The organism is Methylococcus sp. ANG (genome assembly GCF_040730495.1).
Lineage (GTDB): Bacteria > Pseudomonadota > Gammaproteobacteria > Methylococcales > Methylococcaceae > Methylococcus.
Genome location: NZ_CP160399.1, coordinates 2,668,154 through 2,692,122 on the forward strand (window position 1 = coordinate 2,668,154; position 23,969 = coordinate 2,692,122).

Here is a 23,969-nt window from a genome sequence, read left to right on the forward strand (position 1 = left end):
TAAAAAACCGCGTCTAATCTAATTACCGAAGATTACCGTCCCGTTACAACTCCGAGTCAGACCGGTGGGTTGGGGCAGAGAGGTCAGCCCATCTTGGAGAACCTCAGCCCTCCATCCTCGACGTCCACGCCGATCACGTCGCCGGCTGCGAAACGGCCGGCGAGTATATCCAGCGCCAGAGGGTTTTCCAGCTCCTGCTGAATGGCCCGCTTCAGCGGCCTCGCGCCGTAGACCGGGTCGAATCCGGCCTCGCCGAGCTGATCCAACGCCGCGTCGGATACCACCAGGGACAGGTCGCGCGCCTCCAGGCGTTCCTGGAGATGGCGGACCTGGAGCCGAGCGATGGCGCGGATCTGTTCCCGTCCCAAGGGATGGAACACCACCGCCTCGTCGATGCGGTTGATGAACTCCGGCCGGAAATACTGGCCCACGATCTCCATGACCTCGGCCTTCATCTCGGCGTAATGCGCCTCGCCCGCCAACTCCTGGATGCGATTGGAACCCAGATTGGACGTCATCACCACCACCGCGTTGCGGAAATCCACGGTACGGCCATGGCCGTCGGTGAGGCGGCCGTCGTCCAGCACCTGCAGCAGCACGTTGAAGACATCCGGATGCGCCTTCTCGACCTCGTCCAGCAGGATCACCGAATAGGGCTTGCGCCGCACGGCCTCGGTCAGATAGCCGCCCTCCTCGTAGCCGACATAGCCGGGCGGCGCCCCGATCAGGCGGGCGACCGAATGCTTCTCCATGAACTCCGACATGTCGATGCGCACCATCGCCTCGTCGGTGTCGAACAGGAACTCGGCCAGGGCCTTGCACAGCTCGGTCTTGCCCACGCCGGTCGGCCCCAGGAACAGGAAAGAGCCGTTCGGGCGGTTGGGATCGGCCAGGCCCGCGCGGGATCTGCGTATGGCGTTGGCCACCGCGGTGATCGCCTCCTGCTGGCCGACCACCCGCCGGCCCAGGTTCTGCTCCATGTGCAGGAGCTTCTCGCGCTCGCCTTCGAGCATCTTCGCCACGGGAATCCCGGTCCACTTCGAGACGACCTCGGCGATCTCCTCGTCGGTGACCTTGTTGCGCAGCAGATGGAACTCGTCGTCCTCGCCGGCTTCGGCCGCGGCCAGACGTTTTTCCAGCGCCGGGATCTGCTCGTACTGGATCTGGCCGGCGCGGGTCAGATCGCCGCTGCGCTTGGCGTTGTCGAGGTCGAGCCGGGCCTTTTCCAATTCCTCCTTGACGCTGGCGGCGCCGGACAGCCGGGATTTCTCGCTCTTCCAGATTTCTTCCAGATCGGCGTATTCCTTTTCCAGCTTGCCGATCTCGCCCTCCAAGGCTTCCAGCCGCTTCTTCGAGGCTTCGTCGGTCTCTTTCTTCAAGGCTTCACGTTCGATCCGGAGCTGGATCAGGCGGCGGTCGAGCCGGTCCATCTCCTCCGGCTTGGAATCGATTTCCATGCGGATGCGGCTGGCGGCCTCGTCGACCAGGTCGATGGCCTTGTCCGGCAACTGGCGGTCGGTGATGTAACGGTGCGACAGCGTGGCCGCCGCCACGATCGCCGGATCGGTGATGGTGACGCCGTGATGGACTTCGTAGCGCTCCTTCAAGCCCCGCAGGATGGCGATGGTGTCCTCCACCGTCGGCTCGTCCACCAGCACCTTCTGGAACCGCCGTTCGAGCGCCGCATCCTTTTCTATGTATTTGCGATACTCGTCCAGGGTGGTCGCCCCGATGCAGTGCAATTCGCCCCGCGCCAGCGCCGGCTTGAGCATGTTGCCGGCGTCCATCGCGCCTTCCGCCTTGCCGGCGCCGACCATGGTGTGCAACTCGTCGATGAACAGGATGACGCGGCCTTCCTGCTTGGCGATGTCGTTGAGTACGCCTTTCAGCCGCTCCTCGAACTCGCCGCGGAACTTCGCCCCGGCGATCAACCCCGCCATGTCCAGCGCCAACAGGCGCTTGCCCTTGACGCCTTCCGGCACTTCGCCGTTGACGATGCGCTGTGCCAGGCCTTCGACGATGGCGGTCTTGCCGACGCCGGGTTCACCGATCAGCACCGGATTGTTCTTGGTACGCCGCTGCAGCACCTGGATGGTCCGGCGGATCTCGTCGTCGCGGCCGATCACCGGATCGAGCTTGCCGCGTTCGGCGCGCTCGGTCAGGTCGATCGTGTACTTCTGCAAGGCCTGGCGCTGCTCCTCGACGTTCGGATCATCGGCCGCCTGGCCGCCCCGCACCGCTTCGACCGCCCGTTCCAGGGCGTCCTTGGACAGGCCTGCCTTGCGCAGGAGCTCGGCGAGCTCGCCCCGGGATTCCAGCGCCGCCAGCACGAACATTTCGCTGGTGATGAACTGGTCGCCGCGCTTCTGGGCCAGCTTGTCGGTCAGATTGAGCATCCGCGACAGGTCGGCGGATATCTGCACGTCGCCGCCGACGCCTTCCACCGAAGGCAGGCGCTCCAGCGCGGCGCCCAAGGCCTGCTGCAACTGGGACACGTTGGCGCCTGCCTGAGCCAGCAGCGGCCGCACCGTGCTGCCTTCCTGGTTGAGCAGCGCCGACATCACGTGCACGGCTTCGATGAACTGGTGATCGCGCCCGAGCGCCAGGCTCTGGGCATCGGCGAGGGCCGCCTGAAACTTGCTGGTCAGTTTGTCCATCCGCATCGGTTCAACCCCTCAAGGTCGTATTTCGGTTGTCCGAGGTTGTGAGGGCGGGTGCGCCCATTTCAAGCATAGTCCCCGGAGAGTACCCAAGGTTTGGGCCATGTGTGAGAATAGCCGCTGGGGAAATCACCCCGGACGGCGGCCTGGCGATTCATGGTGACTTTTCGTTCCGGCGTTGTCTAACAAACGCATGCTTCGATCATGCGTGATTACTTACCTTGGAGGATTCGAGCTGCTATGAGCAATAAATTCCAGAAAACCTCGCTGTCGACCGTCGTGGGCACCGCCCTGGCCACTTCCCTGTCGGCCGGCGCCGTCGTCGCCGCCGAGAATCCCTTCGCCGCCAAGGAACTGACGAGCGGCTACATGCAGGTCGCCGAAGCCGGCAAGGAACAGAAGGAGATGAAGTGCGGCGCCGAAGTGATGAAAAACAACCCGGAGATGAAATGCGGCGCCTCCATGATGCAGGGCACCGACGCCAAGGCAATGGAAGGCAAGTGCGCCGGCATGAAGAAGGATGACGCATCCCCGGCTCCGGCTCCCGCCGAAACCCCGAAACCCTGAGGCTCTGACGGCCAGCGCCGCGCGGGATGATCGACGAGTCCACCGGCATTTGCGGCGCGGGCTTGGGTCTGCGGCGCAACTTCATCGAATCCGTTGCCGCCGATCCGCCGGGATCGGTGGACTTCTATGAAGTCGCGCCCGAGAACTGGATGCGAATGGGCGGCCGCAACGGCCGCCTGTTTCGCTCCCTGACCGAACGCCTCCCATTCGTCTGCCACGGGCTGACGCTCTCCCTCGGCGGACCGGCGCCGCTGGATCGGGCGTTTCTCACCGAACTCAAGGAATTCCTGGAACTCCATTCCATTTCGCTGTACAGCGAGCACTTGAGCTACTGCAGCGACGAGGGACATCTCTACGATCTGCTGCCGATCCCGTTCACTGCCGAAGCGGTGGACTACGTCGCGGAACGCATCCGCCGGGTCCAGGACGTCCTGGAGCGGCGCATCGCCATCGAGAACATTTCCTATTACGCCGCACCGGGCCGGGAAATGGAGGAGATCGATTTCCTCAACGCAGTGCTCGCGGAAGCCGATTGCGACCTGCTGCTCGACATCAACAACGTCTACGTGAACAGCGTCAATCACGGCTACGACCCGTTGACCTTCCTCCTGGGCCTGCCGCCCCAGCGCATCGTCTATGCCCATATGGCGGGCCACTACGTGCAAGCCCCGGATTTCCTGGTCGACACCCACGGCGCGCCGGTGATCGATCCGGTCTGGAAACTGCTCGGCACCGCCTATGAGGCCTTCGGCGTTTTCCCCACGCTGTTGGAGCGGGATTTCAACATTCCCCCTCTGGCCGAGTTGCTGGGCGAAGTCGGCGCGATCCGAATCTTGCAGCGACGAACGGACGAGCCCGCGCTGCGGCTGCGCCATGGCTGAAACCGAATTCGCCTTCCAGCGCCTGCAGCGGGAATTCGCCTCCCACATCCGGGACCCCGCCCGCTATCCGGCCCCGGCCGGGATTCCCTCCGAGCGCATCGCGATCTACCGGGAACTGCTGTACAACAACATCGAAAGCTTCATCGGCAACGGATTCCCGGTCATCAAGCGGATTCTGGGCGAGGACCGCTGGAACGCGCTGGTGCGGGACTTCTTCGCCCACCACGTTTGCACCACGCCGTATTTCTCCGAAATCTGCGAAGAATTCCTCGTCTATCTTGAAGAAGAGCGGAACGCGGGCGGGGACGACCCGCCTTTCCTGTTCGAACTCGCCCATTACGAATGGGTCGAACTCGCCCTGGCCATCCATCCGGCCGAGGCATTTCCGCGATCGACCGGCCTGCCGCCGGACTGGCCGGAACGGTGCGTGGAGATTTCCCCCCTGGCCTGGCATCTCGGCTACCGCTACCCGGTCCACCGCATCGACCCGGATTTCATGCCGGATTCTCCGCCGGAGACGCCAAGCTTCCTCCTGGTCTACCGCGGTCTGGACGACCGGGTCCGGTTCCTGGAGAGCCCGCCCCTGCTTCACCGGCTGTTCGAATTGTTCGACGAAGCGAGGACCTCGGCCCTCGGGGGGCATATCGAACGGCTGGCGGCAGAAACCGGCGGCGACGCCTTGGTCTTGAGCCGGCAGGTCGAGCCGGTGCTGGCAGACCTCGACGAACGCGGCATTCTCCGCTTCGTCTGACAGCGACCTACCTCAGGCTCAGCAGGGCGACGGTGTCGCCGGCGGCCAGTTCCACGTCGAGCAGGTAAATCCTGTTCGGCTCGATTCCTTTCCGCATGAGATAGCTGCGTATCCCGGCGGCGCGCGCCTGCGCCAGACGGCGCAAGTCGATTTCGCTGATGGACCAGTCCTTCAGCACCTTCCCCCGGGCGCTTTCGAAAAGCGCTCCGCCGAGCACCCGCTCGCCCTTCGGCAACTCCGCCCATTCAGCCGCACCGGGGTGACGCAGGCGGTAGAAGTGGCTGAACAGGCGGCGGTAATCCTCGTCGGACAGCGTCAAGGGACCGACCGGTCCCTTGTCCCGGTCTCCCCCAGCCGTGCGCAACTCGATGGCCTTGGCGTTCTCCAGTTGCCGCCGCAATTGCTGCTCCGCCAGCGCCCTGGCATCCTTGCCGCTCCGGGCCGTTCCCCGGATTTCCAGGGAGAGGCCGGAGCGTTCCGAAAGCGCGGCCGCCAGTTCGTCCAGCTTGGTCTTTTCCGCACCATCCAGCTCAAACGAACCGGGACGGAAACCGATCGAGCCGGCATCGTCGCTGCCGCTGTCGAACAGCATACCGATCGCCGAAAACGGAGAACTGACCACCTGGGTGATCGCCCCCACGGCAGCTTTCGCCAAAAGACCGGTGATGCTGAATTTGGGATCGTCGAGACGGCCGCTGATGGGCAGGTCGATGTTGATCTTGCCGTCCAGTCCCCGCATCAGGGAGACCGCAAGCTTCACCGGCAAGGAAGTCGCGTCCGGGCTGTCGACGCGCTCGCCCAGAGTCAGATGGTCGAAGACCATGGTGTTGTCGGCCAGCAGCGTCCGGTCGGAAAGCCGGTAATGCAGGTCCAGATCGACCTTGCCCTTGTCGATCCGGTAGCCGGCGAACTTGGCGGAATAGGGCGAGAGTTCGGTCAGGTCGACGTTCGCGAAGCGCATGCTGACGTCGGCGTAGGTGCCGATCTGAAACGGATTGATCCGGCCGCTGATGATCACCGGAGAGGCATCGCTGATGCTGCCTTTGATCGAGACTTCCGCCTTGGCGTCGCCCTTGGAGGACAATGGCTGGATGACCCCGGTCAGGCCGTGAATGTCGACGGACACGCTCGGTTGGAGGCTGAGATCGGAAAAATCCGCGGAACCGTTGCGGACCAGCAGGGAACCCACCGTGACCGCGAGCGGCCGGCTCGCTTGATCCGGCGTCGTAGCGGGACTGGGCGAATCTGTCCTGGGCCGCGGCTGAAACAGATTCTCGATCAGATTGAGCGTGCGTTCCGGACTCACGACGATGCGGGCGTACGGCTTATCGGCGATCAGTTCGCGTATGCTCAGCCGGTTCGCGGACGTTTCCAGTGTCAGCCCTTCCGCACGCAAGGACCGCCAGTTGATGAAATCCCGTCCTTCCTTCCTGTCCAGGGTAACCAGGCCGGCGATTTCGGCCATCCCGCTGAAACGGACATCGTTCCTGGCGGGTCGGTATGCCAGATCCCCTTTGAGATTGAGCCGTCCCTTGGCCAGATCGATCCGGGTGAAACCGTCGAGATAGGACCTGAATGGCCGCAGGCCGAGTTCTTCCACTTGCAGCCGCAGATCGGCTTCCAGGGGATCGAACTTTCCGGAGCCCTCCGCCGTGATCCTGCCCCGCCGGCCTACGCCGGACGCCAAATGGAGCGCGAATTTTCCCTGCCGCGTGTCCAGTCCCTGGAGCCGGATTTCCAAGCCGTCGAAGCCGATAGCGGCCGGCGGATCGACGCTGTGATCGGCAAGGCTGAGCCGGTAGTTTCGTATCAGCCCTTCTTCCAGACTGAACGCCCAGCTTTCCTCCGAAGAACCGGCCCGCTTTCGGGTGGCTTCGATGCCGAGGAAGCCCGGCATTTCGAATCTCCCTTTCGGCGAGAGCCAAGCGCTGATTTCCGCGTCGGCCGAATCGAACTTCTTCACCGATAATAGTCTTTTCCGGAAATCGGCCGCCAGTCCCTCCGCCGACGTTTTTCCGCAACGGATATCCCGCGGTACGTCCGAGGTATCGGAAAAGTCCTGGAGCGTGACGCCGTCCAATCCAAGCTTCTTCGCAGACATGGCGGTTCCACCCCACCCAAGGCCGTTCAATCGGATGTTTGAAACCACCGCCTCCATTCTGCCAGAATCCGTTTCCCGGATCAGGTTGGTTGCACCGATGCCGACGCTTTCAGCCCGCACGGAAAACTTGGAAAAGTCGACCGACAGCTTTCCTATGTCTGCATTGCCGACGCGGACATGGACCCCTTCCGGACCAGGGATGGAAAGAGTATTGAGATGGGCTTTGCCCAGTGTCAGCATCGATTTTGCGCCGTCGTATTCCAGTTCGTCGAGGCGGATCTCATCGACTTCATTATCGGCGGCTGGACCGTTTTCCGTGCGCCATTGAACGTCATGCCCCGTCAGATTCGATTTACCGAGCAAAAACACCGAGCCGTCATCGATCGACCTGTATTCAAACGCCAGATTTCCATTCAGCGTCCCTCTCTTCAGTACAATACCGGTGCCTTCGAGATAAGCCGAAACTGCCATCAAATCGAGGTTCTCCACGTGGAGATCGGCATGTATCTCAACCGGAGCAAGCATGAGTGCCGCCTTCCCGTCCAGTTTGGCTTGGCCGCCGCCCGAACCTTTCAGTTCCAACCGTGCGGGACGGCTCAAGTCCGGACCCAGATCGTAAAGATCGGCATTCACCTCTGAAGCGGTGAGCGTGACCTTACCGCCTTCGTCCATGAATTCCAAGGCGCTGTTTTTGATAGAGAATACCCTGACCATGACGGGAACCTTCGGGGAAAGCGTCTCCCCGGTCTCGCCGATGAGTTTCGTCCAGTTGGAGATTCCCTTCGCATCCAGACCGATTCGTATGCCGGTCCGGTCCGCCGTGCCTTCCACGACCAAGCATCCGCTTTTCAGGCTTGCCGCCACGACGATATCGAAAACGACATGCTCCGCCGTCAGGGCGGATTGGCCGTCGAGGGTATCGAGCGCGGCCCGATCGAGTTCGAGCCTGCCGGAAAACGGATTGAACCTGACCTCCGCCAACCGGAACGAGCCTTGCAATTGTGCCGCCGCGATCGCCGGTAACCATGTTTTCAAGACGTATGGAACGACCCAGAAACCGATAGCCGAATACAACACGGCGAGGAAAGAAATACCCGCCGTCGAATAAATCAAAACGCGGGTATATTTATTCCGAATGGACTCGAAATGCATTTCCAAAGACCGAAAAACACATGATTCGAATAGCGGGTATCAGTCGACTCGCTCGACCTTGAGGATGACGCCTTCCACGTCGCAGACCCTGACCCTCGTGCCCGCGGGACAATCTTCCCCATGCACCCGCCAAATCGAGTCGTCGATACGGATTTTACCCATGCCGTTGACGATGGGCTGCTCGAGCGTCAAGGTCCGTCCGATGTATTGCGCCGCCCGGCGGTTGAGCAATGGCCGGTCGGAAACGATGGGTTTGCGGCCGATGAACTTCTCGAAGCCGAAGATACTGGCCAGGGAAAGGACGGAAAAGACGAGCAACTGGATTTCCCAGCCCAGCCAGGGAAACAGCCAGAGTACCGCTCCCGTCACCAGCGCGGCTTCCGCCATCCAGAGGAAATACATGCCTGGAAGGAGGAGCTCGAGGATCAGCAGCAAGGCGCCCAGTGTCCACCAGTGCCAGAAAACCAGGGTATCGCCGATCATTTGCGAACCTTGGATTCGCCGAAGGTCTCCCGGGCCAGCTCGGCGATGCCTCCCAGGGAACCGAGCAGGCTGGAGGCCTCCAGCGGCATGAGGATGAGCTTGTTGTTCGGCGCCGCGGCAACGTCGCGCAGGGCTTCGACGTATTTCTGGGCGACGAAATAGTTGACCGCCTGGATGTCGCCTTTGGCGATGGCCTCGGAGACCAGCGCCGTCGCGCGCGCCTCTGCCTCCGCCAGCCGTTCCCTGGCTTCGGCGTCCCGGAAGGCCGCTTCGCGCCGTCCTTCGGCTTCGAGGATTGCCGCCTGCTTTTCACCCTCCGCTTTCAGGATTTCGGATTGGCGATGGCCTTCCGCTTCCAGGATGGCGGCGCGTTTGTCGCGCTCTGCCTTCATCTGCCGCGCCATCGAATCCACCAGATCCTGCGGCGGGGCGATGTCCTTGATTTCGATGCGCGTGACCTTGACGCCCCAGGGGGTGGTGGCGTCGTCCACGACGGTGAGGAGACGTGCGTTGATTTCATCCCGCTTCGAGAGCAACTCGTCCAGATCCATCGATCCCATGACGGTGCGGATGTTGGTCATCGTCAGTTGCATGATGGCGAACTGGAGGCTGCTGACTTCATAGGCGGCTCGCGCGGCGTCCACCACTTGGTAGAACACCACGCCGTTGACCGTGACCATGGCGTTGTCCTTGGTGATCACTTCCTGGGAAGGCACGTCCAGCACCTGCTCCATCATGCTCATACGGGCTCCGATCTGATCGATGACCGGGCGAATCCAGTTGATGCCGGGACTCAGCGTTCTCGTGTATTTGCCGAAGCGCTCCACCGTGTATTCGGTTCCCTGAGGAACGAACTTGACGCTGAGCACCACCAGGATGATGCAGAGGATGAAGAAAAACAGGACGAACAGCGCAAAACCGGACATGTGCATCTCCCAAGGAAGCTGACGAATCGAGCGCGATTAGGATAGCTTGATCGCTCGCCAGTCCACACGGCCAGATTCAGAAAGTTCTTGGAAAAAGGAGATTTGATTTATGACTAGCTTGGAACGACTCTGTGGGTAACGAATTTTTTCGATAGATATCAGTTTCTTGCATCCACGGCGAGGGTGTGGGCAAATCCAGGCTGACATGTAGATGGATTGTGGATAACTTGATCCCGCCCGCGCACCGCGAAGGACAGCACACGTTATGCACAGGGAACGGCTTGCTTTTCCCACACAGATTCCAAACCAAGGAACCGCACCGATGTTCGAAGTCGCAGAACTCAAGTCCACGCTGGACAAAGCCTCGTACGCCGCTCAGATTCCCGATCTGCGGATGCAGCTTCTGGATCTGCAGCAGAGGATCGAAGCCGCGGGGATCACGGTCGTCTTTCTGGTGGCGGGGCTGGACTGCGCGGGCAAGGGCGACATCATCCACACGCTGAACGAATGGATGGACCCGCGCTACATGGAAACCCATGCCTTCGGGAGACCTTCGGAGGACGAACGGGAGCGCCCCAACCACTGGCGCTACTGGATGGCTCAGCCGCCGCGCGGCCGGATCGGGATTTTCACCGTCGGCTGGTACGGACCGCCGCTCGCCGACCGGCTGTATTCACGCACTGACGAGGCCGCCTTCCTGGCCGAGCTGGCCCATGTCAATCGTCTGGAAAAAGCCTGGACCAGCGATGGCGCCCTGGTGGTCAAATGCTGGCTACATCTGAGCAAGAAGCAGCAACGCAAGATCATCGAGAAAACCGAGAACGACCCAGAGACGCGCTGGAAGATCACCGAAACCGAGCACGAGCACTTGAAGCTTTACGACGATTTTCTGGTGATCGCGGAAAAGGCACTGCGGGAAACCAACACCCCGGAAGCCCCGTGGTTCCTGGTCAACGGCTACGACTCGTATTACCGTCGGGTCGCGGTCGGCCGCCATCTGGCGCAGTGCATTACCGCCCGTCTGGAAGGTGTCCGGGAACAATGCGTCAAGCCGGAACCCCCGGTTTCGAGCCCCGGGCCCAGCATCCTCGGCACAGTGGATTTGAAGGCCAAAGTCGGAAAAAAAGCGTACCAGGAGGAAAAAACGGCCTTTCAGTCCAAGATCAGCCGCCTGACCCGGCTGGCGCGCCAGCAGAAGCGTTCGGCCATGCTGGTGTTCGAGGGGTGGGATGCGGCGGGCAAGGGCGGTGTCATCCGCCGCATCACGCCGGCGATGGATGCGCGCAACTACCGGGTCATTCCGATCGCGGCGCCGACCGACGAGGAAAAGGCGCACCATTACCTCTGGCGGTTCTGGCGGCACCTGCCGCGTGATGGCAACGTCACCATCTACGACCGGAGCTGGTACGGGAGGGTGCTGGTGGAACGGGTGGAAGGCTTCGCCAGCGACGAGGAATGGCACCGCGCCTATTCGGAAATCAACGACTTCGAGGAGGAACTGACCGGCCATGGCATCATTCTGCTCAAATTCTGGCTGCACATCTCCAAGGATGAACAGGCCAGGCGGTTCCGCGAGCGCGAGCAGACCCGCTACAAGCGCTACAAGATCACCGAGGAGGACTTGCGCAACCGGGAGAAATGGGATGCCTATGAACAGGCGGTGAACGACATGGTGACCCAGACCAGCACCAGCTACGCGCCCTGGCACATCGTCGCCGCCAACGACAAATACCATGCACGCGTCGAAGTGTTCCGCACCCTGTGCAAGGCGTACCAGCGGTCGCTGAAATTCTAGGCTTGCCTAACGGTATGAAAAATCTGATAAACTTCGCCCCCCTCGAGCCATCCCCAGCCGGGCCGAAACCGGCGGAGCCCCCCCCATGTTTTTCCACGATGAATTCGACGTGATCGTAGTCGGCGGCGGACACGCCGGCACCGAGGCCGCCCTTGCCGCGGCGCGGACGGGTGCGCGCACCCTGCTGCTGACGCAGAACGTCGAAACCCTGGGCCAGATGAGCTGCAATCCGGCCATCGGCGGCATCGGCAAGGGCCATCTGGTGAAGGAAATCGACGCCATGGGTGGTCTGATGGCGCGGGCGGCGGACCGGGCCGGCATCCAGTTCCGCACCCTCAACGCGAGCAAAGGGCCGGCGGTGCGGGCGACCCGGGCGCAGGCGGACCGCAGCCTCTACCGCAAGGCGGTGCGGCAGGGACTGGGCGCCCAGGAAAACCTCAGCCTGTTCCAGCAGACCGTGGTGGATTTGATCGTCGAAGGCGGCAGAGCGGCCGGCGTCGTGACCCAGATGGGACTCAAGTTCCGTTCCCGCTGCGTGGTGCTCACCGTCGGGACGTTCCTGGCCGGGCGCATCCATATCGGCCTGGAAAACTACGATGGCGGCCGGGCCGGCGACCCGCCCGCGACCGATCTCGCGCGGCGCCTGCGCGATCTGGGGTTCAAGGTCTCGCGGCTGAAGACCGGCACCCCCCCGCGCATCGACCGCCGCAGCATCGATTTCAGGCGGATGGTCGAACAGCCGGGCGACGATCCCACGCCGGTGTTTTCCTTCATGGGCAGCCGCGACGAGCACCCTTCCCAGGTGTCGTGCTACATCACCCGCACCAACGAGCGCACCCATGAGCTGATCCGCGCCGGCCTCGACCGGTCGCCGATGTTCACCGGCGTGATCGAGGGCGTCGGCCCGCGCTACTGCCCCTCCATCGAAGACAAAGTGGTGCGTTTCGCCGAGCGCGCCTCGCACCAGATTTTCGTCGAGCCGGAAGGCCTCGACAGCCTGGAAATCTATCCCAACGGGATCTCCACCAGCCTGCCGTTCGACGTGCAGGTCGCCGCGGTGCGCTCGATCGAGGGGTTCGAGAACGCCCGGATCACCCGGCCCGGCTATGCGATCGAATACGATTTCTTCGACCCGCAGGACCTCCATTACTCGCTGGAAACGCGCCACATGGAGAACCTGTTTTTCGCCGGCCAGATCAACGGCACGACCGGTTACGAGGAAGCCGCGGCGCAGGGATTGCTGGCGGGCCTCAACGCGGCGCGCAAGGCGCGGGACTTGGAATCGTGGTGGCCGGGCCGGGGCGAGGCCTACCTCGGCGTGCTGGTCGACGACCTCATCACCCGTGGCACGTCCGAGCCCTACCGCATGTTCACCAGCCGCGCCGAATACCGCCTGGTGCTGCGCGAAGACAACGCCGACCTGCGCCTGACCGAAACCGGCCGCGCCCTGGGGCTGGTGGACGATGCGCGCTGGGCGGCATTCGAAGCCAAGCGTGGAGCCATCGAAACGCTGGGCGGGCGTCTTGCCGCGCGGCGGATCCGTCCCGACAGCGGGCAAGCCGAATGCTGGGGCGCGCTCACCACGATACCGCTGCAGCGCGAATCGAGCCTGTTGGACTTGCTGCGGCGCCCCGACGTCGGGCTGGACATCCTCGCAGGCTCCGCCCCGGAGCTGTTCGAAGACATGGACGCGGCGGTGCGGGAACAGGTGGAAATCGCGGCCAAGTACACCGGCTACATCGAACGCCAGCAGGCCGAAATCGAGCGCGCCCGGCGCTACGAGGCCTGGCAGTTGCCGGACTCCCTGGATTACGGCAAGGTCGTCGGGCTCTCCAACGAAGTGCGGGAAAAGCTCGGCCGGGTCAAGCCCGTCACCGTCGGGCAGGCGGCGCGCATTCCCGGCGTCACGCCGGCGGCGATCTCGCTGCTGCTGGTGCATCTGCGCAGAACCGGCGCCGCGCGATGCCCTTGACCGAAATCCTCGAGCGGGGCTTGAGCGAACTGGGCTTGACTGCCGGGAGCGGTCAGCGCGAACGTCTGCTGCGTTTTGTCGAACTGCTGCGCAAATGGAACCGGGTCTACAGCCTCACGGCCATCGAAGACCCCCCCGAAGCCGTGCGGCTTCACCTCCTGGACAGCCTCGCGGTCGCGGCCTTCCTGCGCGGGGAGCGGGTGCTGGACGTGGGAACCGGTCCGGGGCTGCCGGGCATCCCCCTGGCGATCGTGCAGCCGGAGCGGCGGTTCGTGCTGCTCGACTGCAACGCGAAGAAGATCCGTTTCGTCCGGCAGGCGGTGATCGAACTGGGTCTCTCCAACGTCGTGCCGGCGCAGGCGCGTATCGAGTCTTTCACCGATGTGGCGGGTTTCGACTGCGTGCTGGCGCGGGCCTATGCCTCGCTGGCGGAAATCTGGGCCGATGCAAGCCGCCTGCTCAAGGCGGGCGGGTCCGTGCTGGCCCTCAAGGGGCGCCGGCCCGAAGCCGAACTCGGCGAACTGCCGGCTGGGTTGACGGTCGGTATCCATCGGTTGCGGGTGCCCGGCGTGGACGCGGAACGGCATCTTGCAGAACTCAGGGCGACAGGGCAGGATTCGTAAATGGGCAAGGCAAAGATCATCGCAATCGCGAACCAGAAAGGGGGGGTCGGCAAGACCACGACCGGCGTCAATCTGGCGGCATCGCTGGCGGCCACGAAAAACAAGGTGCTGCTGATCGATCTCGATCCCCAAGGCAACGCGACCATGGGATGCGGCGTCGACAAGCGGGCGTTGAGCCGGTCGAGCTACCAGGTGCTGATCCGGCAGGTGCCGGCTGCCGACGCGATCATCGAACTCGACGGGCTGGGTTTCGACCTCATTCCCAGCAATTCGGACCTCGCCGCGGCGCAGGTCGACCTCCTGCAGATCGAAGGGCGCGACCGTTGCCTGACCGAGGCGCTGGAACCCTGTCTCGGCCGCTACCGGTTCATCCTGATCGACTGCCCGCCGTCGCTCAACATGCTGACGGTCAACGCCCTGGTGGCGGCGGACAGCGTGCTGATCCCGATGCAATGCGAGTACTACGCGCTGGAAGGCCTGTCGGATCTGATGGACACCCTGGGCAAGATCCGCGCGAGCGTGAATCCCCGGCTGGCGGTGGAAGGCCTGCTGCGCACCATGTACGACACCCGCAGCCGGCTTGCCAACGAGGTGTCCGAGCAACTCCTCGAGCATTTCCCGGAAAAGGTATTCCGCACCGTCATCCCCCGCAACATCCGCCTGGCCGAGGCGCCGAGCCACGGCGTGCCGGTCATGTATCACGACAAGAGTTCCAAAGGGGCGCTGGCCTATCTGGCGCTGGCCGGCGAAATCGTCCGGCGCAACGAGCGAAAGACCGCCGCCGCGTAGAAAACGAGCGTACCGACGAGCATGAAGAAACCCGCCTTGGGCAGGGGCCTGGAAGCCCTGCTGGGAGAAACCAGGCTGGATCCGAAGCAGGAATCCTTGCGGAAACTCCCCATCGAGCACCTGGAACCGAGCCCGTTCCAGCCGCGCAAGGATTTCGACTCGGCCAAGCTGCGCGAGCTTGCCGATTCCATCAGCGCGCAGGGCATCGTCCAGCCGATCGTGGTGCGTTCCAAGGAGCCGGGGCGTTACCAGATCGTCGCCGGCGAACGGCGGTGGCGCGCCGCGCAGCTCGCCGGGATCCGCGAAGTGCCGGTCGTGGTGCGCGAAGTGCCGGACCAGGCCGCCCTCGCCATCGCGCTGATCGAGAACATCCAGCGCGAAGACCTGAATCCGATGGAGGAAGCCGAAGCGATCCAGCGCCTGCTGGAAGAGCATCGCATGACCCACCAGCAGGTGGCCGATGCCCTCGGCAAATCCCGCGTCACCATCACCAATCTCAACCGGCTCAACGACTTGCATGCCGATGCCAAGGCGCTGCTGCGCGCGGGGGAAATCGACATGGGCCACGCAAGGGCCCTGCTCGCCCTGCCTTCCGGCCAGCAGGGCGAAGCCGCCAGGCGTGTCGCCGACAAGCGCCTCAGCGTGCGGGAAACGGAGACCCTGGTGAATGGTCTGTTGAAAGCCGCCGAAGCCGGCCCGAGACCGGCCGCCGCCGTCGATCCCGACATCGCCGGGCTGGAACGGCGCATGGCCGAGCATTTGGGCGCAGGCGTAAGGATTCAGCACGGTGGGAAGGGGGCGGGCAAGCTCGTCATTTCCTATGCCAGCCTGGAGCAGCTCGAAGGTCTGCTGGCGCGATTCGGGGGCTGAACCGGTTTGATCTTTGAGAAACCCGCTGCTATGATGCCGCGGCGTTTATGCGGGGATGCCTGAAGTGTTGGGCGCGCGTTTGTACGGGGGGGTACGACGGATCATCCGCTGGCAACTCATCGTGATGGTTGTCTGCGGAGCGATTGCCTACATTGCAGGCGGATGGAAAACAGCAATATCGGCGTCTGCAGGGGGGCTGATCGCGTTCTTACCGAATGTGGTCTTTGCGCTCCGTTTCGGCTTCTTCGACCCGGCCCGTAGTGCGCGCGACATCGTGCGCGCCTTCTATGTCGGCGAATCCTTGAAGCTCGTCTTGACCGGCACCCTGTTCTTCCTGGCATTTCAATTCCGCGAACTAGAATTTTTGCCGCTTTTCTCCGGATTTATAGTGGCACTCGGGGTGTATTGGATCGCCCTGCTGCAACGAATTTGAACAACTAGAGCAAGGCTGACAATGGCGACTGAAGCGCACGATACCGGTGGCGCCACCGGCTACATCGTCCATCACCTGACCCCCCTCTCCTCCGGTGAGGGTTTCTGGACCCTGCACGTGGACACACTGTTCTTCTCCGTGTTCCTGGGCGCAGTGTTCCTTTTCTTCTTCCGCAAGGCCGCCGAACAGGCGACGGCCGGTGTGCCCGGACCCTTGCAGAACTTCGTCGAGATGATCGTCGAATTCGTCGATACCCAGGTCAAGGACAGCTTCCACGGCCGCAACGCCCTGATCGCACCGCTGGCCCTGAGCATTTTCGCCTGGGTCTTCCTGATGAACACCATGGATCTCCTGCCGGTCGACCTGCTGCCCGACGTGGGCAAGGCGATTGGGCTCGAATATCTGCGCGTGGTACCGAGCACCGACCTCAACGCCACCTTCGGCATGTCGATCTCGGTGTTTTTCCTGATCATTTTCTACAGCCTGAAAGTCAAGGGGCCGGTCCATTTCGCGAAGGAATTCCTGTTCCATCCGTTCGATCACTGGGCGTTGATTCCCTTCAATCTGCTGCTGAACACGGTTGAGTATCTGGCGAAGCCGGTCTCTCTCGGTTTGCGACTTTTCGGCAACATGTATGCGGGCGAGCTGATCTTCATACTGATCGCACTGCTGCCCTGGTGGATCCAGCCGGCATTGAGTTTCCCGTGGGCGGTGTTCCACATCCTGATCATCACGCTGCAAGCGTTCATCTTCATGGTGTTGACCATCGTCTATCTCAGCCTGGCGCACGAAAGTCACTAAGGCATTGCTTCCACTTCTTTTTTCTAAATCACTTTAACTTACCTTTTGGAGGAAAAATGGAAACTGTATATGGTATGACCGCGATCGCTGTCGGCATCATTCTGGGTCTGGGCGCCATGGGCACGGCCATCGGATTCGGCCTGCTCGGCGGTAAGTTCCTGGAAGGCGCCGCCCGCCAGCCGGAAATGGTCCCCATGCTGCAGGTCAAGATGTTCATCGTTGCGGGTCTGCTCGACGCCGTGACCATGATCGGCGTCGGTCTCGCACTGTTCTTCACCTTCGCGAACCCGTTCGTGAAATAAGCTGACCATTCGCATACGGTTGAAACCTTAGCGAAAGCACTCAAGCAAGTGAGGACAGCGCCGTGAACATCAATGCCACGCTATTCGGGCAAATGGTCACATTCGCGCTTCTGGTGTGGTTCACCATGAAGTACGTCTGGCCGCCCCTGTTGCAAGCGCTGGAAGAGCGCAAGAAAAAAATCGCCGAAGGTCTGGCTGCGGCCGAAAAAGGCAAGCACGAGATGGAGCTTGCCGAAAAGCGCGCGACCAGCGCCTTGAAGGATGCCAAAGACCAAGCCGCGGAAATCGTGAACCTAGCTCAAAAACGCGCCAACGCGCTGGTGGACGAATCGAAGGAGTCCGCCAAGCTCGAGGGCGAACGCATCCTCGCGAATGCCAGGTCGGAGATCGACCGCGAGCTGGAAAATGCCAAGGAAGATCTCCGCAAGCAGGTTTCCGTGCTGGCGATCAGTGCTGCGGAGAAAATCCTGCAGCGCGAGGTCGACCAGAAAAAGCACAAGGAAATCCTTTCCGGCCTCGGCAAGCAGTTGGGCTAGACATCGATGAGCGAACTGACCACCCTGGCCCGGCCCTATGCCGTCGCCGTATTCAAGTCGGCCAAGGAGGCCGGCAAGATGCAGGAATGGGCCGACATGCTCGAATTCCTGAAGCAGGTCATGGCCGATCCTCTCATCGAGCGGGCCGCCAGCGATCCGAAGGCCGGAAAAGACAAGTTCGTCGCCAACTTCCTGGACCTCTGCAAAGGCCATGTCACCTCCGACGGCGAGAATTTCGTTCGTCTTCTGGCGAACAACGGCCGTCTGGGACTGGTCGGGACAATCGCCGACATGTTCGCCGAATTCCGGGCGGAAGAAGAAGGGTACGTTGACGTCGACGTCATTACCGCTTACCCGCTCGAAGAGAGCGAAGAAACGAATCTCAATGCGTTGGTGGAAAAGTGGATGTCGCGTAAGGGGCGCCTTCACGTCACCGTGGATGAATCCCTGATCGCCGGCGTGATTCTGCGCGCGAGCGGCCGGGTCGTCGATGCTTCCATACGTGGCCAGCTCCAGCGATTGGCGAAACGACTCTCCAATTAGAATGAGACAGTATCATGCAATTGAACGCGTCTGAAATCAGTGATCTCATCAAGCAGAGGATCGGGAAGTTCGATCTGGGCGTTGAGTCACGCAGTGAAGGAACCATCGTCAGCCTGACCGACGGCATCGTCCGCATCCACGGTCTCCAGGACGTGATGCAGGGCGAAATGGTGGAGTTCCCCGGCAATACCTACGGCATGGCGCTCAACCTGGAGCGCGATTCGGTCGGTGCGGTGGTGCTCGGTTCCTATGAGCATCTCTCCGAAGGCGACACCGCGAAGTGCACCGGCCGCATCCTGGAAGTGCCGGTGGGCGAGGCGCTGCTCGGCCGAGTGGTCGATGCGCTGGGCAACCCGATCGACGGCGCGGGCCCGATCGACGCCAAGCGCTTCTCGCCGATCGAGAAGATCGCGCCGGGCGTGATCTCGCGCCAGTCGGTGAGCCAGCCGCTGCAGACCGGCCTCAAGGCCATCGACTCGATGATTCCGGTGGGCCGGGGCCAGCGCGAGCTGATCATCGGCGACCGCCAGACCGGCAAGAGCGCCATCGCGATCGACGCCATCATCAACCAGAAGGGCACCGGCGTTAAGTGCATCTACGTCGCGGTCGGCCAGAAGCAGTCCTCGATCGCCAACGTGGTGCGCAAGCTGCAGGAGCACGGCGCGATGGAACATACCATCGTGGTGTCGGCCTCCGCCTCCGAATCCGCCGCGCTGCAGTTCATCGCCCCCTACTCCGGTTGCGCCATGGGCGAATACTTCCGCGATCGCGGCGAAGATGCGCTCATCATCTACGACGACCTGACCAAGCAGGCCTGGGCTTACCGCCAGATCTCGCTGCTGCTGCGCCGTCCGCCGGGCCGCGAAGCCTATCCGGGCGACGTGTTCTACCTGCATTCGCGCCTCTTGGAACGCGCATCGCGGATCAACGAAGAAGAGGTCGAGCGTCTCACCAAGGGTGAGGTGAAAGGCAAGACCGGCTCGCTGACCGCCCTGCCCATCATCGAGACCCAGGCCGGCGACGTGTCCGCCTTCGTACCGACCAACGTGATTTCGATCACCGACGGCCAGATCTTCCTGGAAACCAACCTGTTCAACGCAGGCATCCGTCCGGCCGTGAACGCCGGATTGTCGGTGTCCCGCGTCGGCGGTGCGGCCCAGACCAAGATCATCAGGAAGCTCGGCGGCGGTATTCGTCTCGACCTCGCACAGTACCGCGAGCTCGCGGCCTTCGCCCAGTTCGCATCGGATCTGGACGAGGCGACCCGCAAGCAGATCGAGCGCGGTCAGCGCGTGACCGAGCTCATGAAGCAGAACCAGTATTCGCCCATGAGCATCGCGCAGATGGGCGTCTCCCTGTTCGCGGCGAACGAAGGCTATTTGGACGACATCGAGGTCAGCAAGGTGCGCGACTTCGAAGATGCCCTGCAGGAATACATGAAGTCGCAGTGCGCCGAGCTGCTGAAGTCGATCGACGCAACCGGCGATTACAACGACGCGATTCAGGCCGGCTTGCACGAAGCGATCAAGAAGTTCAAAGCGACTCACGCCTGGTAAAGGTGCAACCATGGCCGTCGGCAAAGAAATCCGTTTAAAGATCGCGAGCGTTCGCAATACCCAGAAGATCACGCGCGCCATGGAAATGGTTGCGGCGAGCAAGATGCGCCGCACCCAGGACCGGCTGCAGGCGACCCGCCCGTATGCGCGCAAGATTGCCCGGATCATCAAGCACCTCGCGCAAGCCAATCCGGAGTACCGGAATCCGTTCATGATCGAACGCCCCGTCAAACGCGTGGGCGTGGTCTTGGTGTCTTCGGACCGCGGTCTGTGCGGCGGCCTGAACTCCAATCTGTTCCGGCTGATGCTGCGGCGGATGAAGGCATGGGGCGAAGCGGGCGTCGAAGTACGCCTGGGCGTGATCGGCCAGAAGGGTGCGTCGTTCTTCGGCAGCGTGGGAGCGGACATCGCCGGGCAGGTCGTCCGGTTGGGCGACACGCCGCACCTGGAAGGCATCATCGGTGTTCTGAAGCTCATGCTGGACGCGTATGGCGAAGGCGAGATCGATGAGCTTTACGTGGCTCACAACGAGTTCGTCAACACCATGACGCAGAAGCCGAAGCTGGAATGCCTGGCGCCGATCAAGGCGGAAGAGATTTCCGATGAGCTCAAGGGCCATTGGGATTACCTTTACGAGCCCGACGCCAAGACCGTGCTGGATGCGCTGATCACGCGCTATATCGAGTCGCTGGTGTTCCAGGGTCTGGTCGAGAACAACGCTTGCGAGCAGGCCGCCCGCATGGTCGCCATGAAGAGCGCCTCCGACAACGCCGGCAAACTCATCAAGGAGTTGCAGCTGATCTACAACAAGGCGCGGCAGGCGGCCATCACGCAGGAAATCGCCGAAATCGTCGGCGGCGCGGCTGCGGTCTAGCGGAATAAATCATTAGATATCCGAAGAGGGCAGAAATGAGTTCTGGGAAAATCGTACAGATCATCGGCGCGGTGGTCGACGCGGAATTTCCGCGCGAATCCTTACCGAAGATTTACGACGCACTGCGCGTTGACGAGGTCGGCCTCGTCCTCGAAGTCCAGCAGCAGCTGGGCGACGGCGTGGTGCGCTGTATCGCCATGGGTTCCACCGACGGCGTCAAGCGCGGTGTCACCGTGACCAACACCGGTGCGCCGATCTCGGTGCCGGTGGGCACGGAAACCTTGGGCCGCATCATGAACGTGCTCGGCGATCCCATCGACGAGAAGGGACCGATCGGCGAGAAGGAACGCTGGGGCATCCACCGCAAGGCGCCTTCCTATCAGGACCAGGCGGCCGCCAACGAGCTGCTGGAAACGGGCATCAAGGTGATCGACCTGATCTGTCCGTTCGCCAAGGGCGGCAAGGTCGGGCTGTTCGGCGGTGCCGGCGTGGGCAAGACCGTGAACATGATGGAGCTGATCCGCAACATCGCCATCGAGCACAGTGGTTACTCGGTGTTCGCGGGCGTGGGCGAACGTACCCGCGAGGGCAACGACTTCTACCATGAAATGAAGGAGTCGAACGTTCTCGACAAGGTGTCGCTGGTTTACGGCCAGATGAACGAACCGCCGGGCAACCGTCTGCGCGTGGCCCTGACCGGCCTGACCATCGCCGAGAAATTCCGCGACGAAGGCCGAGACGTGCTGCTGTTCATCGACAACATCTACCGCTACACCCTGGCGGGCACGGAAGTGTCGGCTCTGCTCGGGCGCATGCCGTCCGCCGTGGGCTACCAGCCCAACCTCGCCGAGGAGATGGGTATCCTGCAGGAGCGCATCACTTCGACCAAGACCGGTTCCATCACGTCCATCCAGGCCGTGTACGTTCCGGCCGACGACTTGACCGACCCGTCGCCGGCAACGACCTTCGCGCATCTCGACGCCACCGTGGTGCTGTCGCGCCAGATCGCCGAGCTGGGCATCTACCCGGCGGTCGACCCGCTGGATTCCACCAGCCGCCAGCTCGATCCGCTGGTGATCGGCCACGAGCATTACGAGACCACCCGCCGGGTGCAGAGCACCCTGCAGCGCTACAAGGAACTGCGTGACATCATCGCGATCCTCGGCATGGACGAGCTCTCGGAAAACGACAAGCTGATCGTGTCGCGCGCCCGCAAGATCCAGCGTTTCCTGTCGCAGCCGTTCTTCGTGGCCGAAGTGTTCACGGGTTCGCCGGGCAAGTACGTTCCGCTCAAGGACACGATCTCGGGCTTCAAGGGAATCGTCGAGGGCGACTACGACGACGTGCCGGAGCAGGCGTTCTACATGGTCGGGTCGATCGACGAGGCGCTGGAGAAAGCCAAACGCCTGGCCGCTTGATCGGCAGCCATAGGAGGTAATGAAGATGGCCATGACGATGCATGTGGACATCGTGAGCGCGGAAGGCGAGATCTTCTCGGGGCAAGCCGAGCTGGTCGTGGCGCCGGGCCAGGAAGGCGAGGTCGGCATCGCCGCCCGGCATGCGCCGTTCCTGTCCCCGCTGAAGCCCGGCGAGGTCCGGGTCAAGACCGAGGGCCAGGAGCCGTTGTCGTTTTACGTGTCCGGCGGAATGCTGGAGGTTCAGCCGTACTTGGTGACGATCCTTTCGGAAACCGCGGTGCGCGCGAAAGACATCGACGAAGCCGCGGCGCAGGAAGCCAAGCGGGCCGCCGAGGAGGCGCTGTCGGACCGTTCCGGCCGCCTGGAATACGCCAAGGCCCAGGCGCAGCTGGCGGAGGCGGTGGCGCAGTTGCGGACGCTGGAGAATTACCGGAAGGGTCGGGCGTAATCGCTCGATCCCGTGGTCAAAGGCCCGGTAAAGGTGATGCTATGCTTCACCTTTACCGGGTTTTTTTGTTGGCGAAAATACCCGCTTTTTCGTTGATCTTCGTGAAGGAGACTTGAGTGGAAGTCATCGCTCTCATTCTGGCGGCGGGCCAGGGGACGCGCATGCGTTCCGGTTTGCCGAAGGTTCTGCACCGGATCGGCGGCCTTTGTCTGCTCGAGCATGTATACCGGCTCGCCGCGGCGCTCGAAGTCGGCGAGACGGTGATCGTCTATGGTCATGGCGGCGAGCAGGCGCTGTCCACCTTGGGCCATTTGCCGGCGACATGGATCGAGCAGAAGGAGCGCAAGGGGACCGGCCATGCCGTGATGCAGGCTGCGGACCGGATCGGCGACGATTCGAAAGTTCTCATCCTTTACGGTGACGTCCCGCTTCTGAAAAGGGAAACGGTCGAGACTCTGCTGCACCATGCCGGCGAGTCGAGCTTAGGGCTACTCACGGTCGAGCTCGACAACCCGACCGGTTACGGCCGCATCATTCGCGACGGTGCCGGCAAGGTGCTTCGCATCGTCGAGGAGAAGGACGCCACGGCCGAAGAGCGTGCCGTCCGCGAGGTCAACACCGGCATCCTGGCCGTCGAAGGGGCTCCGCTGAAGCGTTGGCTGAAGGCCTTGCGCAACGACAACGCCCAGGGCGAGTACTACCTCACCGACATCATCGGCATGGCGGTGGCGGAAGGCTATTTCGTCGACGCCACGCATCCCGCCAGTCCGGACGAGGTCCTCGGCGTGAACGACCGCCGGCAATTGGCCGAGCTGGAGCGAATCTACCAAGGCCGCCAGGCGCGTGCGCTCATGGAACGGGGCGTGACCCTGCGCGATCCGGCGCGTTTCGACCTGAGAGGCGAAATCGTCGGACTGGGCCGCGACGTGGAGATCGACGTCAACGTGGTTCTCGAAGGGAGGATCGCGCTGGGCGATGAAGTGCGCATCGGCCCCAACGTTTATCTGAAGGACGCCGTGATAGGACCGGGCGTGGAAATCCTCGCCAACAGCGTGATCGAAGGCGCCGTGGTCGGCGCGGGTTCCAGGGTCGGTCCCTTTGCCAGGCTGCGGCCGGAATCCGTGCTCGCCGAAGCGGTCCACATCGGCAACTTCGTGGAAGTGAAGAAATCGGACATCGCCGCCGGCTCCAAGGTCAACCATCTGAGCTACATCGGTGATGCCAGCATCGGCAGCGGGGTCAACGTCGGGGCCGGCACGATCACCTGCAACTACGACGGCGTCAACAAGCACCGGACCGTCATCGAGGACGGCGCGTTCATCGGCTCCGACACCCAGCTCGTCGCACCGGTGCGGGTGGGGCGCAACGCCACCATCGGCGCCGGTTCCACCATCACCAGGGACACCCCAGAAGATTGCCTGACTTTGAGCCGCGCCAAGCAGCTCAGCGTGGAAGGCTGGAAACGTCCGGAAAAAGCGAGGAAATAGC

22 protein-coding genes are annotated in these 23,969 nt (G+C 62.6%); 18 read left to right on the plus strand and 4 right to left on the minus strand.

Annotated features, from left to right (window positions below; genetic code table 11):
• Positions 1–83: 83 nt before the first annotated feature.
• Positions 84–2,663: an ATP-dependent chaperone ClpB gene (gene clpB / locus ABZN20_RS13030; RefSeq protein ID WP_218808338.1), complete on the minus strand. Its 2,580-nt coding sequence runs from the start codon at positions 2,661–2,663 to the stop codon at positions 84–86.
• A gap of 237 nt (positions 2,664–2,900) precedes the next feature.
• Here clpB and ABZN20_RS13035 point away from each other — a divergent pair, with 237 nt between their 5' ends.
• From ABZN20_RS13035 to ABZN20_RS13045, 3 genes are read left to right on the plus strand one after another with little or no spacing between them, the layout of a single operon-like run.
• Positions 2,901–3,227: a hypothetical protein gene (locus ABZN20_RS13035; protein WP_218808337.1), complete on the plus strand. Its 327-nt coding sequence runs from the start codon at positions 2,901–2,903 to the stop codon at positions 3,225–3,227.
• Positions 3,228–3,253: 26 nt separating this feature from the next.
• Positions 3,254–4,108, plus strand: coding sequence for a DUF692 domain-containing protein (locus tag ABZN20_RS13040; protein WP_367025526.1), 855 nt, complete (start codon positions 3,254–3,256; stop codon positions 4,106–4,108).
• Positions 4,101–4,859 (plus strand): DNA-binding domain-containing protein, encoded by a 759-nt coding sequence (locus ABZN20_RS13045; RefSeq protein WP_367025527.1) that lies wholly within the window; start codon positions 4,101–4,103, stop codon positions 4,857–4,859. The genes ABZN20_RS13040 and ABZN20_RS13045 overlap by 8 nt, the downstream gene beginning before the upstream one ends.
• A 7-nt stretch (positions 4,860–4,866) precedes the next feature.
• Here ABZN20_RS13045 and ABZN20_RS13050 read toward each other — a convergent pair whose 3' ends face one another.
• The 3 genes from ABZN20_RS13050 to ABZN20_RS13060 form a co-directional block, all read right to left on the minus strand.
• Positions 4,867–7,995 (minus strand): DUF748 domain-containing protein, encoded by a 3,129-nt coding sequence (locus ABZN20_RS13050; RefSeq protein ID WP_367025528.1) that lies wholly within the window; start codon positions 7,993–7,995, stop codon positions 4,867–4,869.
• Between the two features lie 156 nt (positions 7,996–8,151).
• A complete protein-coding gene (locus ABZN20_RS13055) occupies positions 8,152–8,595 on the minus strand; it encodes an NfeD family protein (RefSeq protein WP_218808334.1) in 444 nt (147 codons plus the stop codon).
• Positions 8,592–9,521 carry an SPFH domain-containing protein gene (locus tag ABZN20_RS13060; protein ID WP_218808333.1) on the minus strand — a complete coding sequence of 310 codons (930 nt, stop codon included), beginning with the start codon at positions 9,519–9,521 and terminating at the stop codon, positions 8,592–8,594. The genes ABZN20_RS13055 and ABZN20_RS13060 overlap by 4 nt, the downstream gene beginning before the upstream one ends.
• A gap of 322 nt (positions 9,522–9,843) precedes the next feature.
• On the opposite strand from ABZN20_RS13060, the gene pap reads away from it, so the two are divergent.
• From pap to glmU, 15 genes are all read left to right on the plus strand, one after another.
• Positions 9,844–11,316 (plus strand): polyphosphate:AMP phosphotransferase, encoded by a 1,473-nt coding sequence (pap, locus tag ABZN20_RS13065; protein WP_218808332.1) that lies wholly within the window; start codon positions 9,844–9,846, stop codon positions 11,314–11,316.
• A gap of 85 nt (positions 11,317–11,401) precedes the next feature.
• Positions 11,402–13,288 (plus strand): tRNA uridine-5-carboxymethylaminomethyl(34) synthesis enzyme MnmG, encoded by a 1,887-nt coding sequence (gene mnmG, locus ABZN20_RS13070; protein ID WP_218808331.1) that lies wholly within the window; start codon positions 11,402–11,404, stop codon positions 13,286–13,288.
• Positions 13,279–13,911: a 16S rRNA (guanine(527)-N(7))-methyltransferase RsmG gene (gene rsmG, locus ABZN20_RS13075; protein ID WP_367025529.1), complete on the plus strand. Its 633-nt coding sequence runs from the start codon at positions 13,279–13,281 to the stop codon at positions 13,909–13,911. Before mnmG ends, rsmG begins: the two co-directional genes overlap by 10 nt.
• Positions 13,912–14,700: a ParA family protein gene (locus tag ABZN20_RS13080; protein ID WP_218808330.1), complete on the plus strand. Its 789-nt coding sequence runs from the start codon at positions 13,912–13,914 to the stop codon at positions 14,698–14,700.
• A 21-nt stretch (positions 14,701–14,721) separates the two neighbouring features.
• On the plus strand, positions 14,722–15,570 hold the full coding sequence (locus ABZN20_RS13085) for a ParB/RepB/Spo0J family partition protein (RefSeq protein ID WP_367025530.1): 849 nt from the start codon (positions 14,722–14,724) through the stop codon (positions 15,568–15,570).
• 55 nt (positions 15,571–15,625) lie between these two features.
• Positions 15,626–16,003, plus strand: a complete 378-nt coding sequence (locus ABZN20_RS13090; RefSeq protein ID WP_266020958.1) for an ATP synthase subunit I — start codon at positions 15,626–15,628, stop codon at positions 16,001–16,003.
• 21 nt (positions 16,004–16,024) lie between these two features.
• The gene (atpB, locus tag ABZN20_RS13095) at positions 16,025–16,804 is read left to right on the plus strand and encodes a F0F1 ATP synthase subunit A (RefSeq protein ID WP_266020957.1); all 780 of its coding nucleotides are present in this window, start codon (positions 16,025–16,027) and stop codon (positions 16,802–16,804) included.
• A 56-nt stretch (positions 16,805–16,860) separates the two neighbouring features.
• On the plus strand, positions 16,861–17,106 hold the full coding sequence (gene atpE, locus ABZN20_RS13100) for a F0F1 ATP synthase subunit C (protein WP_010959380.1): 246 nt from the start codon (positions 16,861–16,863) through the stop codon (positions 17,104–17,106).
• 62 nt (positions 17,107–17,168) lie between these two features.
• Positions 17,169–17,642 (plus strand): F0F1 ATP synthase subunit B, encoded by a 474-nt coding sequence (locus ABZN20_RS13105; RefSeq protein ID WP_266020956.1) that lies wholly within the window; start codon positions 17,169–17,171, stop codon positions 17,640–17,642.
• Between the two features lie 6 nt (positions 17,643–17,648).
• Positions 17,649–18,185 carry a F0F1 ATP synthase subunit delta gene (locus ABZN20_RS13110; RefSeq protein WP_367025531.1) on the plus strand — a complete coding sequence of 179 codons (537 nt, stop codon included), beginning with the start codon at positions 17,649–17,651 and terminating at the stop codon, positions 18,183–18,185.
• An 11-nt stretch (positions 18,186–18,196) separates the two neighbouring features.
• Positions 18,197–19,741 (plus strand): F0F1 ATP synthase subunit alpha, encoded by a 1,545-nt coding sequence (gene atpA, locus ABZN20_RS13115; protein WP_367027563.1) that lies wholly within the window; start codon positions 18,197–18,199, stop codon positions 19,739–19,741.
• A 10-nt stretch (positions 19,742–19,751) separates the two neighbouring features.
• The gene (gene atpG, locus ABZN20_RS13120; protein ID WP_367025532.1) at positions 19,752–20,615 is read left to right on the plus strand and encodes a F0F1 ATP synthase subunit gamma; all 864 of its coding nucleotides are present in this window, start codon (positions 19,752–19,754) and stop codon (positions 20,613–20,615) included.
• 35 nt (positions 20,616–20,650) lie between these two features.
• The gene (atpD, locus tag ABZN20_RS13125; RefSeq protein WP_218808322.1) at positions 20,651–22,033 is read left to right on the plus strand and encodes a F0F1 ATP synthase subunit beta; all 1,383 of its coding nucleotides are present in this window, start codon (positions 20,651–20,653) and stop codon (positions 22,031–22,033) included.
• Between the two features lie 25 nt (positions 22,034–22,058).
• The gene (locus ABZN20_RS13130) at positions 22,059–22,481 is read left to right on the plus strand and encodes a F0F1 ATP synthase subunit epsilon (RefSeq protein ID WP_218808321.1); all 423 of its coding nucleotides are present in this window, start codon (positions 22,059–22,061) and stop codon (positions 22,479–22,481) included.
• Positions 22,482–22,597: 116 nt separating this feature from the next.
• Positions 22,598–23,968, plus strand: a complete 1,371-nt coding sequence (gene glmU, locus ABZN20_RS13135) for a bifunctional UDP-N-acetylglucosamine diphosphorylase/glucosamine-1-phosphate N-acetyltransferase GlmU (protein ID WP_218808320.1) — start codon at positions 22,598–22,600, stop codon at positions 23,966–23,968.
• Position 23,969: the final 1 nt, after the last annotated feature.

What these genes read in the sequence shown, in the direction of transcription:
- ABZN20_RS13055 (WP_218808334.1), bottom strand. Translation starts at nt 8,595, where the DNA reads ATGATCGGCGATACCCTGGTTTTCTGGCACTGGTGGACACTGGGCGCC.
- ABZN20_RS13035 (WP_218808337.1), top strand. Translation starts at nt 2,901, where the DNA reads ATGAGCAATAAATTCCAGAAAACCTCGCTGTCGACCGTCGTGGGCACC.
- ABZN20_RS13130 (WP_218808321.1), top strand. Translation starts at nt 22,059, where the DNA reads ATGGCCATGACGATGCATGTGGACATCGTGAGCGCGGAAGGCGAGATC.
- ABZN20_RS13060 (WP_218808333.1), bottom strand. Translation starts at nt 9,521, where the DNA reads ATGTCCGGTTTTGCGCTGTTCGTCCTGTTTTTCTTCATCCTCTGCATC.
- ABZN20_RS13090 (WP_266020958.1), top strand. Translation starts at nt 15,626, where the DNA reads ATGCCTGAAGTGTTGGGCGCGCGTTTGTACGGGGGGGTACGACGGATC.
- atpD (WP_218808322.1), top strand. Translation starts at nt 20,651, where the DNA reads ATGAGTTCTGGGAAAATCGTACAGATCATCGGCGCGGTGGTCGACGCG.
- mnmG (WP_218808331.1), top strand. Translation starts at nt 11,402, where the DNA reads ATGTTTTTCCACGATGAATTCGACGTGATCGTAGTCGGCGGCGGACAC.
- atpB (WP_266020957.1), top strand. Translation starts at nt 16,025, where the DNA reads ATGGCGACTGAAGCGCACGATACCGGTGGCGCCACCGGCTACATCGTC.
- ABZN20_RS13110 (WP_367025531.1), top strand. Translation starts at nt 17,649, where the DNA reads ATGAGCGAACTGACCACCCTGGCCCGGCCCTATGCCGTCGCCGTATTC.
- rsmG (WP_367025529.1), top strand. Translation starts at nt 13,279, where the DNA reads ATGCCCTTGACCGAAATCCTCGAGCGGGGCTTGAGCGAACTGGGCTTG.
- ABZN20_RS13080 (WP_218808330.1), top strand. Translation starts at nt 13,912, where the DNA reads ATGGGCAAGGCAAAGATCATCGCAATCGCGAACCAGAAAGGGGGGGTC.
- atpE (WP_010959380.1), top strand. Translation starts at nt 16,861, where the DNA reads ATGGAAACTGTATATGGTATGACCGCGATCGCTGTCGGCATCATTCTG.
- ABZN20_RS13085 (WP_367025530.1), top strand. Translation starts at nt 14,722, where the DNA reads ATGAAGAAACCCGCCTTGGGCAGGGGCCTGGAAGCCCTGCTGGGAGAA.
- atpG (WP_367025532.1), top strand. Translation starts at nt 19,752, where the DNA reads ATGGCCGTCGGCAAAGAAATCCGTTTAAAGATCGCGAGCGTTCGCAAT.
- clpB (WP_218808338.1), bottom strand. Translation starts at nt 2,663, where the DNA reads ATGCGGATGGACAAACTGACCAGCAAGTTTCAGGCGGCCCTCGCCGAT.
- ABZN20_RS13045 (WP_367025527.1), top strand. Translation starts at nt 4,101, where the DNA reads ATGGCTGAAACCGAATTCGCCTTCCAGCGCCTGCAGCGGGAATTCGCC.
- pap (WP_218808332.1), top strand. Translation starts at nt 9,844, where the DNA reads ATGTTCGAAGTCGCAGAACTCAAGTCCACGCTGGACAAAGCCTCGTAC.
- ABZN20_RS13040 (WP_367025526.1), top strand. Translation starts at nt 3,254, where the DNA reads ATGATCGACGAGTCCACCGGCATTTGCGGCGCGGGCTTGGGTCTGCGG.